The sequence below is a fragment of the Prescottella subtropica genome (assembly GCF_005434945.1).
In the GTDB taxonomy this organism is placed as follows: Bacteria; Actinomycetota; Actinomycetes; order Mycobacteriales; family Mycobacteriaceae; genus Prescottella; species Prescottella subtropica.
The window spans coordinates 17,024-32,053 of the sequence record NZ_SKCH01000015.1; the positions used below are offsets into that span (position 1 = coordinate 17,024).

Consider the following 15,030-nt stretch of genomic DNA (forward strand, 5'->3'; position numbering starts at 1 on the left):
GATTCAGCCCTCGAGCAGGACGGTCACCGGTCCGTCGTTGACGAGCGCGACCTGCATGTCGGCGCCGAACCGGCCCGCGGCGACGGTGGCCCCGAGTTCACGCAGGGCGTCGGCGAACGCGTCGACCACCGGTTCGGCCACCGCGCGCGGCGCCGCCGCCGACCACGACGGCCGCCGGCTCTTCCGGGTGTCGGCCAGGAGCGTGAACTGGCTGACGACGAGGATCGGGGCGCCGACGTCGGACGCGGACAACTCGTCGTCGAGGATCCGCAGCCGCCACACCCGGCGGGCCAGGTTCGACGCCGCGACCGGGTCGTCGTCGTGGCCGACGCCGAGGAGTACGAGCAGGCCCTGGCCGCCGTCGGCCGGGTCGATCCGGCCGACCTCCTCGCCGTCGACGGTGACGGCCGCCGACGTGACCCGCTGGACGAGCGCACGCATGTATCGATTCCTTTCGGTGAGCCGCCGGCACTCCGGCCCGCATTTGGCCTGGTCGGCAATTGTCGGTAGGATGGAACAACGGTGCGTCCTGCGTATCGGTTGTTTGCGTGTCCGGCCCTGGTGTCGGAGTCGTTCTCGGCCGGACGTGTACGGGACCATCGTTGTAGCGGATACCGGTGACGGTAGCCGATGCACTCATACGCCAATCAACGGATCGCGGAGGACATGGCTAAGAAGGACGGGGCCATCGAGGTCGAGGGACGAGTTGTCGAGCCGCTGCCCAATGCGATGTTCCGCATCGAGTTGGAGAACGGCCACAAGGTCCTCGCACACATCAGCGGCAAGATGCGTCAGCACTACATTCGCATTCTGCCCGAGGACCGCGTCGTCGTGGAGCTGTCGCCCTACGACCTGTCGCGTGGGCGCATCGTTTACCGCTACAAGTAAGAGCTTCCCCGGTCGCTCCCGGCCGGGGAAAACTATGTCCGCCCGCCGGGTGGACAGACAACAGGAGATCAGACTTACGTGAAGGTTCAGCCTAGCGTCAAGAAGATCTGCGAGAAGTGCAAGGTGATCCGCCGTAACGGGCGCGTCATGGTGATCTGCGAGAACCTGCGTCACAAGCAGCGTCAGGGCTAGTCCCCAGTAGTTCACACCTTCTTCGAGATCTGCTTGGCAACGAGCACAAAGAAGACCTCTCAGCACCAGCCGCCACCATCGGCTCAGGGATCCCGCAGGGACCTCCCGAAGGCAGGTAGCGGTTCACCCTCGGCACGGAGGCCGGGGCCCCACTGCGAAGTTCGACCGCAGAGTTTTTCGACGCAGGGGACGGACTGGGAGCAGACCTCCGCACACCGAAAAGGAATGCCACATGGCACGTCTCGCAGGTGTCGATCTTCCTCGCGAAAAGCGCATGGAGATCGCACTGACTTACATCTTCGGAATCGGTCGCACGACTTCCAAGGAAATCCTGGCTGCCACGGGTGTCAACCCGGACCTGCGCAGCAAGGACCTGACCGACGAGGACCTGGGCAAGCTCCGCGAGTACATCGAGGAGTCGGTCAAGGTCGAGGGTGACCTGCGTCGCGAGGTGCAGGCGGATATCCGTCGCAAGATCGAGATCGGCTGCTACCAGGGCCTGCGCCACCGTCGTGGTCTGCCCGTGCGTGGCCAGCGCACCAAGACCAACGCCCGTACCCGCAAGGGTCCGAAGCGCACCGTCGCAGGAAAGAAGAAGTAATGCCTCCGAAGTCACGTAGCACCGGTCCGAAGAAGACCCAGAAGGCGCGTCGTAGGGAAAAGAAGAACATCCCGCTCGGTGCCGCTCACATCAAGAGCACCTTCAACAACACGATCGTGTCGATCACCGACCCGGCCGGCAACGTCATCTCCTGGGCGTCGTCGGGCCACGTGGGCTTCAAGGGCTCGCGTAAGTCGACTCCGTTCGCTGCCCAGCTGGCCGCCGAGAGCGCTGCCCGCAAGGCGCAGGAGCACGGCGTCAAGAAGGTCGACGTCTTCGTCAAGGGTCCGGGCTCGGGCCGCGAGACGGCGATCCGTTCGCTGCAGGCTGCAGGCCTCGAGGTCGGCACCATCTCCGATGTCACTCCCCAGCCGCACAACGGCTGCCGTCCGCCCAAGCGGCGTCGGGTCTAGCGGGAAGGAAAGGTTTAGAAAATGGCACGTTATACCGGCCCCATCACCCGCAAGTCGCGTCGTCTGCGCGTCGACCTCGTCGGAGGCGACCAGGCGTTCGAGCGTCGCCCCTACCCGCCGGGCCAGCACGGCCGCGCGCGGATCAAGGAGAGCGAGTACCTGCTCCAGCTGCAGGAGAAGCAGAAGGCTCGCTTCACCTACGGCGTCATGGAGAAGCAGTTCCGCCGCTACTACGAAGAGGCGAACGCTCGCCCGGGCAAGACCGGCGAGAACCTGCTCCGCATCCTGGAGTCGCGTCTCGACAACGTCGTGTACCGCGCCGGCCTGGCTCGCACCCGCCGTCAGGCGCGTCAGCTGGTCACGCACGGTCACCTTCTCGTGAACAACAAGAAGGTCGACATCCCCAGCTACCGCGTCTCGCAGTACGACATCATCGATGTCAAGGAGAAGTCGCTGGCGACCCTGCCGTTCCAGGTTGCCCGTGAGACCCAGGGCGATCGCCCGATCCCGGGTTGGCTCCAGGTCGTCGGCGGCCGTCTGCGCATCCTGGTGCACCAGCTCCCCGAGCGTGCACAGATCGAGGTTCCGCTGCAGGAACAGCTGATCGTCGAGTTCTACTCGAAGTAAGGCACTTCGTGCCTGTGAGTGGTCGGCGAGTCTTCGGGTTCGCCAACCGCTCACAGGCCGCAGGCCTGTTCCCATCGTGGGCGTCAAATAGTGGACGCCCGTACAGGAGGAAATCCAATGCTCATTTCTCAGCGACCCACGCTGTCCGAAGAGGTCATCGCTGACAACCGCTCGAAGTTCGTCATCGAGCCCCTCGAGCCTGGCTTCGGGTACACCCTCGGCAATTCGCTGCGCCGCACCCTGCTGTCGTCGATCCCCGGCGCTGCTGTCACCAGCATCCGTATCGACGGCGTCCTGCACGAGTTCACCACCGTCCCCGGTGTGAAGGAAGATGTCACCGACATCATCCTGAACCTCAAGGGCCTGGTCGTGAGCTCCGAAGAGGACGAGCCGGTCACGATGTACGTCCGCAAGCAGGGCCCCGGGGCCGTGACTGCGGGTGACATCGTTCCGCCGGCCGGCGTCACGGTGAACAACCCGGATCTGCACATCGCCACCCTGAACGACAAGGGCAAGCTGGAGATCGAGCTCATCGTCGAGCGCGGTCGCGGCTACGTCCCCGCCGTTCAGAACAAGGCGGCCGGCGCAGAGATCGGCCGGATCCCGGTCGACTCGATCTACTCGCCGGTGCTCAAGGTCACCTACAAGGTGGAAGCGACCCGCGTCGAGCAGCGCACCGACTTCGATCGGTTGATTCTCGACGTGGAGACCAAGAACTCCATCACCGCTCGGGACGCGCTCGCTTCGGCGGGCAAGACCCTGGTTGAGCTCTTCGGCCTGGCCCGTGAGCTGAACGTCGAAGCAGAAGGCATCGAGATCGGACCCTCGCCCGCCGAGGCCGACCACATCGCGTCCTTCGGGCTCCCCATCGAGGATCTGGACCTGACGGTCCGCTCCTACAACTGCCTCAAGCGCGAGGGTGTTCACACCGTCGGTGAGCTCGTGGCACGCACGGAGTCCGATCTGCTCGACATCCGCAACTTCGGACAGAAGTCCATCGACGAGGTCAAGGTCAAGCTGCATTCGCTCGGCCTCGCCCTCAAGGACAGCCCTGCGTCCTTCGATCCGACGACCGTTGCCGGCTACGACGCCGCCACCGGAACGTGGAGCGACACCGACGCCGGTACCTTCAGCGATGCTGACGGCACCGACCAGGACTACGCCGAGACCGAACAGCTTTAACCCGTAGCCCCCGGCACATGGGCAAATGTGCTGGGCGAGCCCAAGAGGAGCTCCAATGCCCAAGCCCAAGAAGGGTGCCCGCTTCGGCGGGTCGGCGTCGCACCAGAAGGCGATCTTCGCCAACCTGGCGACCGCCCTCTTCGAACACGGCCGTATCACCACCACGGAGGCCAAGGCCAAGGCCCTGCGTCCGTACGCCGAGAAGCTCGTGACCAAGGCCAAGGGTGGAACCCTGGCCGACCGTCGTGAGGTTCTCAAGGTCATCCGCAACAAGGACGTCGTGCACGCCCTGTTCGCGGAGATCGGCCCGTTCTACGAGGATCGCGACGGCGGCTACACCCGCATCATCAAGACCATTCCCCGCAAGGGCGACAACGCTCCGATGGCGATCATCGAGCTCGTCCGGGAGAAGACGGTCACCTCCGAGGCGGACCGCGCACGTCGCGTCGCTGCTTCGCAGGAAGCCGTGGTCGAGGAGACCAAGGCTGAGGACGCTGCCGAGGCACCCGCTGCCGAGGCCGAGTCCGCCGACGAGGCCAAGTAAGGACTAGTCCACTTGGTTTCGGCACACAGCGCGAGCAATGCCGAATCGAACGAGCCCGCCGCCCCCCTCGGGGACGGCGGGCTCGTTCGCTTGCGGCTCGATATTTCCTACGACGGCACCGACTTCTCCGGGTGGGCGCGGCAGCCCGGCCGCCGCACCGTGTGCGGTGAGATCGAGGAGAAGCTGAGCGCGATCGTCCGTACCCCGGTCCTGTTGACGGTCGCCGGACGCACCGACGCCGGTGTCCACGCGAGTGGTCAGGTCGCGCACGTCGACGTCCCGGCCGACACGATTCCGGAGGATCCGTCCCGGCTGGTGCGGCGACTCGCCCGTTTCCTCCCGAAGGATGTGCGGGTCACCGGCGTCTCGTTCGCACCCGAGCATTTCGACGCCCGCTTCTCCGCGGTCCGCCGGCACTACGAGTACCGGTTGACGACCGCCCCACACGGTGCGGATCCGCTGCGGGCCCGCGACACCGTCGCATGGCCCAAGACCGTCGACGTGGACGCGATGCGGGAGGCGTCGTCCCGGCTGATCGGTCTGCACGACTTCGCGGCATTCTGCAAACGTCGCGAGGGTGCGACGACGGTCCGTGAGTTGCAGCGCTTCGACTGGGACCGCAACGGCGACGAATTGACGGCCTTCGTCACCGCCGACGCGTTCTGCTGGTCGATGGTGCGCAGCCTCGTCGGGGCGGCACTCGCGGTCGGTGAGGGCCGGCGCACCGTCGAGTGGATGGGCGCCCTGTTGTCGGAGCGGGAACGGGCCAGCGCGGTCGCGGTCGCCCCGGCGCACGGGCTGTCGCTGGTGCGCGTCGACTACCCGGCGGACGCGGATCTCGCGGCCCGCAACATCGCGACCCGGGAGACCCGGTCCCCGATCGACCCGGCCGGCGGCTGCTGCGGCGGCTGAAACCGCTCTCCGGCCGACGCGGTGCTGCTACCGTCGCTCCCACATCAGGGGAGGGGGACGCGGATGCGTCGGTCGGTGGTCGTGGTGATGGTGTCGGCGGTCCTGACGGCGGTCGCACTGGCCGCACCCGGCGGTGCGGCCGCCGACCCGCTGCCGGTGCCGCACAACTTCTTCGCCGGGGCCGCGGCCGAGACCGCGGATCCCGGTGGGTCGCTGCCGGGTTCGAACGACTGGTCGTGCACGCCCACCGCGGAGCATCCGCGTCCGGTGATCCTGGTGCACGGCACCGGCGCCAACCGGCAGACCAACTGGGCCACGTACGTCCCGCTGCTGAAGAACGAGGGCTACTGCGTCTTCGCGCCCACGTACGGGGTGGTTCCCGGAAGTCAGTGGCCGCGTAGCGCGTTCGGCGGGCTGACGCCGCCGGCCGACAGCGCGCACGAACTGTCGGCGTTCGTCGACCAGGTGCTCGCCGCGACGGGCGCGGAGAAGGTCGACATCGTCGGACATTCGCAGGGCACCCTGATGCCGGGCTACTACGTGCGGTTCCTCGGCGGCGCCGACAAGGTCGAGAACTATGTGTCGCTGGCCCCGCTGTGGCTGGGGGCGGGCGCATTCCGGTCCGGCGAGATCACCGAATTCGCACGACAGTTCGGGTTGCGTCCGCTGCAGGAGCAGACGTTCGGGCAGCTGTGCGCCGCCTGCCTGGACATGGCGCCCGGCACCGACTTCGTCGACGCCATGAACGCCGCCGGCGGACCGTACGCGCCGGGCGTGCACTACACGAACATCGCGACCCGCTACGACGAACTGGTCGTGCCCTACACCAACGGGCTGGTGCCCGGACCGGACACCGTCAACGTCGTCGTCCAGGACGGGTGCCCGCAGGACCTGTCCGAGCATCTCGCGATCGCCGCGTCACCGGTCGCGGCGGGGTATGTGCTCAACGCGCTCGATCCGGAGCATCCGCGTCCGGTGCCGTGCCTGCCGATCGCGCCGCTGACCGGCACCCCTCTCGGGTGAACCGGTGAGCGGCGCGCGGCGGCCGGTTCAGTTCGCGAGCTGGCGGGCGATGACCAGACGCTGAATCTGGTTGGTGCCCTCGAAGATCTGGGTGATCTTCGCTTCACGCATGTAGCGCTCCACCGGGAAGTCCTGCGTGTAGCCGTAGCCGCCGAACACCTGCACGGCGTCGGTGGTGACCTTCATGGCCGCGTCGGTGGCGATGAGCTTGGCGACCGAGGCCTGACGCGAGTACGGCATGCCGGCGTCGCGGCGGCGGGCCGCGTCCAGGTAGGTGGCGCGGGCCGAGTCGACGGCGGCCGCCATGTCGGCGAGCACGAAGCCGAGACCCTGGTGGTCGATGATCCGCTTGCCGAACGCCTTGCGCTCCTTGGCGTAGGCGACGGCGTCGTCGAGCGCACCCTGCGCGATACCGACCGCGCAGGCCGCGATGCCCAGACGTCCGGAGTCGAGTGCACTGAACGCGATCGGCAGACCCTGACCGGGCTTGCCGATCATCCGCTCGGCCGGGACGAAGGCGTCGTCGTAGTGCGCGGACGTGGTCGGGACCGCGCGCAGGCCCATCTTCTCCTCGGGCTTGCCGAAGCTCAGACCCTCGGTGCCCTTGGGGACGAGGAAGCACGAGACGCCGCGGGAGCCCTCGTCGCTGGTACGGGCGAACAGCGTGTAGAAGTCGGCGCGACCGCCGTTGGTGATCCACGCCTTGGCGCCGTTGATGCGGTAGCCGCCCTCGACCTCGGTGGCCTTGCAGGCCAGCGCGGCCGCGTCGGAACCGGCCTGCGGCTCGGACAGGCTGTAGGCGCCGATGGTCTCGCCGCCGAGCATGTCGGGCAGCCACTTCGCCTTCTGCTCGTCGGTGCCGTGGGTGGCCAGCGAGTAGCAGGACAGGCTGTGGACGCTGGTGGCGACGGCGACGGCCGCCCAGCGGGCCGCGATCTCCTCGAGTACCTGCAGGTAGACCTCGTACGGCTGGTCGCCGCCACCGAACTCCTCCGGGTACGGCAGGCTCAGCAGCCCGGCGCGGCCCAGAGCGGGGAAGACGCCGTCGGGGAACGTCTCGTGCTTCTCGCAGTCGTCGACGATCGGGGCGAGCACCTTGTCCGCGACGTCGCGGGTGAGGTCGATGAGGTCGTGGGCTTCCTGGGTGGGCAGCAGGCGTTCGACGGGCACGGGGCGCTCCTCGCGGATCGGGAAAGTAGTACTGACAACGATACTCCAGTACTGTTTCGGGTATGGCAACCCCGGTGAAGATGACCGCGCGACGCATCGCCCTGTTCGACGCCCTGGTCACACTGATCCTCGACGAGGGATTCGCGCACCTCACCCTCGACGAACTCGCCGCCCGCCTGCACTGCTCGAAGTCCACGCTCTACCGGCTCGCCGACAGCAAGGAACAACTGGTGCGGGCCGCGACGGTGTACTTCTTCCGCGGCGCCACCGACCGGGTCGAGGCCCGGCTGGCCGACGCCGCCGGTGCCCGGGAACGCATCCGCACCTACCTCGAGGCCGTCGGGGAGCAACTGCGTCCCGCATCGGCACGGTTCATGGAGGACCTGGCCGCCGACTCCGCGGTCCGGGAGGTCTACGAACGCAACACCCGGTTCGCGGCCCGCCGCGTCCAGGAACTCATCACCGAGGGTGTCGCCGCCGGGGAGTTGCGGGACGCGCACGCCGCGTTCGTCGGGGACGTCGCCGCCGCCGCGATGGTGCGGATCCAGCAGCGTCAGGTCGCCGCCGCCACCGGCCTCGACGACGCCGAGGCGTACCAGGAACTCGCGGTCCTGCTGACCAGCGGGCTCTGAACGCGGACCCTAGGATCGGGGGCATGCCGACGACTGTGCCCCTGCGACTCGAGGTGATCGTCGGCAGCGTGCGGGCCGGACGGTTCGCGCCGGTGGTCGCCGACTGGTTCGTCGACCGGCTGACAGCCCACGACGAGTTCGAGGCCGCGGTCCTCGACCTGGCGGAGTATGCACTGCCGCAGGACCTTTCACAGTCCCCCGTGGTGGACGCATTCACCGAGCGGATCGGGGCCGCCGACGCATTCGTCGTCGTCACCAGCGAGTACAACCACGGCTACCCGGCGGCACTCAAGACCGCGTTCGACACCGTCAAACACCAGTGGCGGGCCAAGCCGATCGGGTTCGTCGCATACGGCGGCATGTCCGGCGGGCTGCGCGCCGTCGAACAACTCCGGCAGGTGGTCGCCGAACTGCACATGGTCTCCGTGCGGGACGCCGTCAGTTTCCACCAGGCGCGCCGGCACTTCGACCCCGCCGACGGCGCCGCCGCCGATGCGGCCGACCGGATGCTCGGCCAGCTCGCCTGGTGGGCCGACACGCTCCGCGAACGACGGAACCGGGAGCCGTACCCGGGCTGAGGGTCAGACGGGCGCCGGCAGCGCCGTGGTCGGCCGGCCGACGAACGCGACCTCCGACGGAATCGTCACCACCGCCAGCTCGAGGTGCACGGCCCCGACGGTCAGCACGACCCGGTCCCCGCACCCGCCGGGCTGCACGATCGCCACGTCCGGACGAGCCGGCGGGCACAACCGCGGATCCGGGTGGACGTGGACGAGCGTCACCCCCGGACGGGCCGGCGGCGCGGGCACCCCGTCGACGACGACGGTATCGACGGCACTACCGGCCCCGTCGGTCCCGGGCACGTCGTCGGACAGCCGCAACAGGATCGGGTTCGCGACCGCACCGACCAGCGTGGCCCACGTGTGCGGGCGATCGGTGCGCACCAGCACCCGCGCACCCGTCGCGACGGCCCGGAACACCACCTGCTGCGCGACGTGCAACTCGCCGGCCACGTACACGTCGGTGACACCGGGGCCGGTGAGCCGCGCGGCCACCGCATCGCCGTGGACGTCCGCGCCGACGAGCTGCCCGCATCCGGTCGCGGGCAGCTGCAGGGCATCGAGCCGGCCGCGGTCGACGTCGCGCAGCGGGACGAGACCGTCGAGCTCCGGTGCCGACACCGGCAGAAGCGCCGACAGCGCGTCCCGATGCCGTCCGTGCACGACGATCAGACCCGGCAGGCGCGGGCGGGCGACACCGTCCCGCACCGTCCACCCGACCGACGCACCCACCCGCACCGCCCCGGACCGTCCCGGCCGGATCCGCACCGCCAGCGTGGTGCCGAGGCTCGGCACCGCCACCGCCCGCGCCAGGAACTGCGCCGACAACCGGCGCGGATCGACCACGGCACCGACGTGGCGGGCCCCGGTGAGCGGAACATGATCCCAGCGCCGCGCCATCGCATCCGGGTGGACGCCCCGGCAGATCCGGGCGCACACCGACTCGATCTCGGACGCCGACAGGATCCGCGCCGGACAACCCGCGTCGGCGAGCGTGCGGATCACCCGCCGGGCCGCGACCGCCACCGTCCGGGACAGGCCGTCGGCGCCGCCCCCACGACGGGCCGCCGCCGCGGCACTCGCGGCGACGTCGAACCGGAGCGTGACCCACACCGACCGCCGCCCCGACGCCGGCAGCGGGCCGATCAGCGCGTCGTACACGTCGGCGACCGCCGTCCCCTCCGCCGTCCGGGAACCGTGGGAGACGACATCGATCCCGGCGAGCGTGACATCGTTCTGCTCGAGACAGTCCGCGAGCGACGACAGCGGCAGATACGGGACGGTGATGCAGGCATCGCGGGTGAGACGGCTCGGCCCGGGGCCCGGCGGCAGTACCTCGAGGACCGCCAGCACCTGGCCGCCCACCCGATGCAGGCCCACCGTCTCCCCGGCGGCGGTGAAGTCGTCGCCGACACCGATCCCGGCCCGGCGCCCGCACAGGTGACGCCACGCCGACACCGCCCAGGTCAGCGGCCATCGGCCCCCGACCCGGACGAACAGGCCCGCACCGAGCACCGCGGCGACGGTGAGCGCCGCCCACCACGGCAACCCGGCCCACACACCGAGCAGACCGGCCGCGACCGCGAGCAACTGCGCCACCACCACGGTGGCCGGAAACGTGTACGGACGGCGTCCGGTACGGAAATGGTCCACGGTTCCTCCCCAGTACCTGAACCAGACGGACAACTCGTCCGCCGAAGAGTGAGTATCCGCGAACTGTACTGTGTGGGATCGAAGCGCGTGCCACCGTGGGGGTCGGAGCGCGCTTCGGGGGATTCCTGGGGAGGGAACATGGCTGCGCAGCCGACGACGCGATGGCAGATCAGCGGATACCGATTCCTCGTGCGCCGCATGGAACATGCGCTCGTCCGCCGCGACGTGCGCATGCTGCACGACCCGATGCGGTCCCAGTCGCGGGCGCTCGCGGTGGGGGCCGTGATCGCGTGCCTCGGGCTGGCCGGGTGCGCGGCACTGGCCCTGATCCGCCCGCAGGACAAGATCGGTGACGCGGCGATCGTCGTCGGAAAGGATTCGGGCGCAATGTTCGTCGCGATGGACGGCGCACTGCACCCGGTGCTCAACCTGGCGTCGGCGCGGCTGATCGTGGGGGAGGCCGCGACACCGGCCGTCGTCGCCGAAACCGAGATCGGGGACCGTCCACGGGGTGCGCTCGTCGGGATCCCCGGGGCGCCGTCGGCGCTGCCGGCCGGCGCCGGCCCCGACGGCGAGCCGTGGACCGTGTGCGACACCGTCTCCGACAGCGGGACATCCACCGCCGCAACGACCGTCGTCGTCGGTGAACCCGAATGGAACGACCGTGTCGGGCCGCTCCCGGCCGGGGCCGCGCTGCTCGTCGAACACGACGACCGCACGTATCTCGTGTACGACGGCCGCCGCGCCGCCGTCGACCTCACCGACCGCGGCGTCACCCGGGCGCTCGGACTCGAGGGGGCGCGGCCGCGTCCGATCAGCCGGGGCCTGCTCAACGCGATCCCGGAGGCATCGGCGATCACCGCCCCCACTGTCCCCGGCATCGGAGGCCGACCCACCTACGAAACAGCAGGCCGGACAATCGGTTCCGTCGTGAAGGTCATGCGCGGCAACGAACCCCACCACTACGTGGTCCTCCGCGACGGCATCCAGGAAGTGGGAGAGGCGACGGCGCTGCTGCTTCACTTCACCGACTCGCAGGGACATTCGGAGGTGCCCACCGTCGCCCCCGACGCACTGTCCGGCGCGCCCACCGTGCACGACCTCGACGTCGACTCGTTCCCGGACGTCCCACCCCGCCTCGTCACCGCCGACCGATCCGTCGGCTGCCTGACGTGGACACCCCGCGCGGCCGCCGCCGGGGACGGCTCCGGCCGCGTCGACGCCGACCTGACCCTGTCGGCGGGACGGACCCTGCCCGTGCCCGACGATGCCCGCCCGGTCCGGCTCGCACAGGCCGACGGATCCGGCGACAACGCCGACGCCGCCTACGTGCGGCCCGGCAGCGGCGGATTCGTGCAGACGACCGGACTCGAATCCGGCAGCGCACGTCAAGGCGGACTGTTCTTCGTCGCCGACACCGGCGTCCGCTACGGCATCACCGACACCGACGCCGCGACAGCCCTCGGCTTCGAGACCCCCGGGGCGCCCGCACCGTGGCGGATCGTCGACCTCCTCGCCCCCGGACCGTCCCTCGGCCGCGCGCAGGCACTCGTCGCACACGACGGGATCGCGCCCGACACGGCACCCGCCCCGATCGCCGCCGGGAACTGACAGTTACATGTTGCTACATGTTGCGGCGCCGCCGACAGTTACATGTTGCGGCGCCGCCGCAGCGGAAACGAGGCGAGCACACCCAGCACCGCCACCACCGCCACAGCCCCCGTCGCGGCCAGCGCCACGGTCCGGGGCCGGGTGTCCGGCCGGGGCGGCTCCGGCGGGGCCGCGATCGTCGTCGACCGGGCCGGGTACGTGCCCGCCGCGGCAGCCTCGGCGGGAAGGTCGGCGGTCACCGCCGCGAGCGGATCGATCACACCGTGCCCGACGTACGGATTCCAGCCCTCGGCCGGCGCGTGCGCGGTCGCCTCGATCCGTGCGATCACCTGCTGCGCGGACAGCTGCGGATACCGGGCCCGCACCAGCGCCGCCGTCGCGGCGACCAGCGGCGCCGCGAAACTGGTCCCGTCGAACGACCGTGCCTCACCCTGGCCGGTGAGCCACTGCCGGGTCTGGCCGCGCCCACCCGGGCTGAGTGAGACCATGCCGGTACCGGGGGCCGCGACATCCACCCACGGCCCACCGAGACTGAACTCCGACGGCGACCCGTCCGGGTCCACCGAGCCGACGGTGAGCACGTAGTCGTCGTACCAGGCGGGGGTCGCGATCGTCGTGACCGCATCCCACGGGTCGGCGGACGGGTGCAGCGGATCGGGCGGCGGATTCTGGGCCGCGCACCCGCCGGACCGGTAGTTGCCGGCGGCCGCCACGATCACCACGTTCTTCACCGTGGCCGCGTACTGGACGGCGGCGCCGAGTGCCTGGTCGGAGACCCCGTCCGAGGCGGGCCGGCACGCCACCTCCGAGATGTTGACGACCGTCGCGCCCAGGTCGGCGGCTCGTCGGATCGCCATCGCCATGGTCTGCGTGTTGCCGTAGCCGCTCGAGTTGGCGGAATCCGCCGGGTCGACCCGGCGCGAGACCTCGGTGAATGCGGCACTCGACTGCCGGATCGAGACGATCCGTGCGTCCGGGGCGCCGCCGGTGAACCCGGACGAGGCCACCGGCGCCGCCGCGATCAACCCGGCGACGATCGTGCCGTGCGCGTCGCAGTCGCCGACCCCGTCGCCGGTCCCGACGTAGTCGCCACCGCCGGTGAGCCCCGGCAGCCGCGGATGCGCGGCGACACCGGTGTCGATGACAGCCACCACCTGGCCCTGCCCCCGCGTCAGCGGCCACACCGACGTGAAGTCGAGGGACCGTTGCGGCAGCGGCACGTCCGACTCGTCGGCCATCGGCACGACGAGTGTGCACGCCGCCCGCTGTTCGGTCGGGGCGAGCGGTGCGGGTGCTGACGGCGGCGGCAGCCGGGACGGATCGATCGGGGGCGGGGTCACTGCGCCGGAAACCCCGAACGGGGTGGCGGCGGCGACGAGCACGGCGGCGACGGCGGCCAGAGCGGGCCGGACGAGGCGTGCGGTCACGGCGGACCTCACAGACCGCGGACGGCGGCGAACAGTCCCGACGCCCAGCACGCCAGGGGGACGATCGCCGCGATCGCGGCGTAGTCCACCAGTTCGGCGGCCCGGCGCTGCACGGGGGAGAACGATCGATTCGGGGTGACGATGCCGAGCACCAGTCCCGCGACGACGGCCACCGCCGCCACCGCGAACACGCCGAGCGCCGCCCCGGGGACGGTGACCGCGGCCCCGACACCCAGCAGCACGAGGATCGTCGCACCCCCGGCGACCAGTGGCACCGCCTGCTGGGCGGCCGTATACGTGCGGCCGCGGAACATCAGCACCGCGGCCGACGCGACCGCGAGAGCGACTGCGGGCCAAGAGATCCCGCGATCGTTGGACGGGGCGGCGGCGGTGAGCGCGCCGATACCGGTCAGCAGCGCCGTCGCGCACACCAGGCCGGTGAGGACCCGTCGGGCCCGCTCGGCCCGCGCCTCGACGGACGCGAACGACGGCAGCGCGCTGTCGGGGCCGTCGGTGACGTCCTCGCCCGGGTCGATCGCGGTGCCCGGCGCCGGAACCGGCGGCAACGGCAGCTTCGCGACCAGCATCGCGACCCGCGGCGACGCGGCCAACCCGAGCAGTGCGGCGCACGCGAGGAGCGCACCGATCGTGCGGGGCGTCTGCCCGGTGAGGGTGCCGCCGAGGGCGGCCACCGCCCCGAACAGGGATACCGTCGCCGCCGCGGTGAACACCGTGTGCCCGACCCCGGACGCCCGCAGCGCCAGGACCGCGGCGGTCCCGGCCGCGACACACCCCAGCAGGAGGTGCGGTGCACCCCGATCGCCCGGCACCGCCAGCACCCCGGCCGCGAACGCGACCGGCAGTGCGGCGGCACCGAGGGTGACCGCCGCCCCGGAATCGCGGTAGACGCGTCCGACGACGACCCCCGCGACCACGAGCAGCACCGCGACGAGCAGCGCCGCGACCGCACCGACGATCGTCGCGGCGGCCCCGTCGACCTGCAGCAGCGCGAGTGCCCCCGCGGCGGCGGCCACGACCGCCAGCGCACACCCGGTCAACCGTGCCGTCCGCGGCGTCCACGGGTGCGTGTGATCGGTGTCGGCGACCGCGACGTTGTACATGACGTCGTCGAACAGTGGCGGCGGCGGTGCCGTCGCGAGGCCGCCGAACACGAGCACCTCACCGTCGAGGACCCCGTGCTCGTGCAGGCTCAGCGCCGGGGACAACGGCGGCGTCCCGAGCCGGGACAGCACCCACCGGGCCGGTTCGGTGCATTCCTGCCCGGCGTCGAAGTCGTTGGCGTCGCTGTGTTTCCGCACCAGATCCGCGATCCCGGGCACGAGGAGCTCGACGGGCACCGACCCCGGCAGGGCCAGATCGATCTGGGTGTGCGGCGCAAGCACCGTCAACCGGACGAGATCGGATCGCTCCCGCGTCCCGCCGCTACCGGTACCGCTGTGCGTGGTGTCGACAATTGTCACGATGATCCCCCCGGATTCCGGCGACCGGATCCCCCATCCGTGTCGCTCGTCTCGAACTCCCGGCACTGTACCTGTTACCCGAGGTCCCCCTCCACCGTGTGCATTGTCGGCGGC

The 15,030-nt window shown here is 70.5% G+C and carries 17 protein-coding genes; 12 read left to right on the forward strand and 5 right to left on the reverse strand.

The features are described 5' to 3' along the window. Positions 1-3: 3 nt before the first annotated feature. Complete coding sequence (gene dtd, locus E0497_RS13905) at positions 4-441, reverse strand: D-aminoacyl-tRNA deacylase (protein ID WP_137725395.1); 438 nt, start codon at positions 439-441, stop codon at positions 4-6. A gap of 225 nt (positions 442-666) precedes the next feature. On the opposite strand from dtd, the gene infA reads away from it, so the two are divergent. The 9 genes from infA (at position 667) to E0497_RS13950 (ending at position 6,382) form a co-directional block, all read left to right on the forward strand. Beyond that, positions 667-888 (forward strand): translation initiation factor IF-1, encoded by a 222-nt coding sequence (infA, locus tag E0497_RS13910; RefSeq protein ID WP_003418601.1) that lies wholly within the window; start codon positions 667-669, stop codon positions 886-888. A 78-nt stretch (positions 889-966) separates the two neighbouring features. Then, positions 967-1,080, forward strand: coding sequence for a 50S ribosomal protein L36 (gene rpmJ, locus E0497_RS13915; protein ID WP_003938068.1), 114 nt, complete (start codon positions 967-969; stop codon positions 1,078-1,080). A 232-nt stretch (positions 1,081-1,312) separates the two neighbouring features. Next, complete coding sequence (gene rpsM, locus E0497_RS13920; RefSeq protein WP_137725397.1) at positions 1,313-1,681, forward strand: 30S ribosomal protein S13; 369 nt, start codon at positions 1,313-1,315, stop codon at positions 1,679-1,681. Then, positions 1,681-2,094 carry a 30S ribosomal protein S11 gene (gene rpsK, locus E0497_RS13925; protein WP_137725398.1) on the forward strand — a complete coding sequence of 138 codons (414 nt, stop codon included), beginning with the start codon at positions 1,681-1,683 and terminating at the stop codon, positions 2,092-2,094. Before rpsM ends, rpsK begins: the two co-directional genes overlap by 1 nt. Before the next feature lie 21 nt (positions 2,095-2,115). Next, entirely contained in the window at positions 2,116-2,721 is a 606-nt protein-coding gene (gene rpsD, locus E0497_RS13930) for a 30S ribosomal protein S4 (protein WP_137725399.1), read from the forward strand. A gap of 117 nt (positions 2,722-2,838) precedes the next feature. Beyond that, positions 2,839-3,903, forward strand: coding sequence for a DNA-directed RNA polymerase subunit alpha (locus E0497_RS13935; RefSeq protein WP_137725400.1), 1,065 nt, complete (start codon positions 2,839-2,841; stop codon positions 3,901-3,903). Positions 3,904-3,958: 55 nt separating this feature from the next. After that, the gene (gene rplQ, locus E0497_RS13940; protein ID WP_137725401.1) at positions 3,959-4,447 is read left to right on the forward strand and encodes a 50S ribosomal protein L17; all 489 of its coding nucleotides are present in this window, start codon (positions 3,959-3,961) and stop codon (positions 4,445-4,447) included. Positions 4,448-4,459: 12 nt separating this feature from the next. Then, on the forward strand, positions 4,460-5,359 hold the full coding sequence (truA, locus tag E0497_RS13945) for a tRNA pseudouridine(38-40) synthase TruA (RefSeq protein WP_137725402.1): 900 nt from the start codon (positions 4,460-4,462) through the stop codon (positions 5,357-5,359). 63 nt (positions 5,360-5,422) lie between these two features. Next, positions 5,423-6,382, forward strand: a complete 960-nt coding sequence (locus E0497_RS13950; protein WP_137725403.1) for a lipase family alpha/beta hydrolase — start codon at positions 5,423-5,425, stop codon at positions 6,380-6,382. Positions 6,383-6,409: 27 nt separating this feature from the next. Here the strand turns inward: E0497_RS13950 and E0497_RS13955 are convergent, their stop codons facing one another. Next, a complete protein-coding gene (locus E0497_RS13955; protein WP_137725404.1) occupies positions 6,410-7,552 on the reverse strand; it encodes an acyl-CoA dehydrogenase family protein in 1,143 nt (380 codons plus the stop codon). A 62-nt stretch (positions 7,553-7,614) separates the two neighbouring features. Here E0497_RS13955 and E0497_RS13960 point away from each other — a divergent pair, with 62 nt between their 5' ends. Continuing rightward, positions 7,615-8,184, forward strand: a complete 570-nt coding sequence (locus E0497_RS13960; protein WP_137725405.1) for a TetR/AcrR family transcriptional regulator — start codon at positions 7,615-7,617, stop codon at positions 8,182-8,184. 23 nt (positions 8,185-8,207) lie between these two features. Continuing rightward, positions 8,208-8,762 carry an NADPH-dependent FMN reductase gene (locus E0497_RS13965; protein WP_137725406.1) on the forward strand — a complete coding sequence of 185 codons (555 nt, stop codon included), beginning with the start codon at positions 8,208-8,210 and terminating at the stop codon, positions 8,760-8,762. A 3-nt stretch (positions 8,763-8,765) separates the two neighbouring features. Here E0497_RS13965 and eccE read toward each other — a convergent pair whose 3' ends face one another. Next, positions 8,766-10,397: a type VII secretion protein EccE gene (eccE, locus tag E0497_RS13970; RefSeq protein WP_137725407.1), complete on the reverse strand. Its 1,632-nt coding sequence runs from the start codon at positions 10,395-10,397 to the stop codon at positions 8,766-8,768. Positions 10,398-10,535: 138 nt separating this feature from the next. On the opposite strand from eccE, the gene eccB reads away from it, so the two are divergent. Then, positions 10,536-12,008: a type VII secretion protein EccB gene (eccB, locus tag E0497_RS13975; protein ID WP_137725408.1), complete on the forward strand. Its 1,473-nt coding sequence runs from the start codon at positions 10,536-10,538 to the stop codon at positions 12,006-12,008. Between the two features lie 38 nt (positions 12,009-12,046). Here eccB and mycP read toward each other — a convergent pair whose 3' ends face one another. Beyond that, positions 12,047-13,435: a type VII secretion-associated serine protease mycosin gene (gene mycP / locus E0497_RS13980; RefSeq protein ID WP_137725409.1), complete on the reverse strand. Its 1,389-nt coding sequence runs from the start codon at positions 13,433-13,435 to the stop codon at positions 12,047-12,049. A gap of 8 nt (positions 13,436-13,443) precedes the next feature. Further along, on the reverse strand, positions 13,444-14,916 hold the full coding sequence (gene eccD / locus E0497_RS13985; protein WP_241665877.1) for a type VII secretion integral membrane protein EccD: 1,473 nt from the start codon (positions 14,914-14,916) through the stop codon (positions 13,444-13,446). Positions 14,917-15,030: the final 114 nt, after the last annotated feature.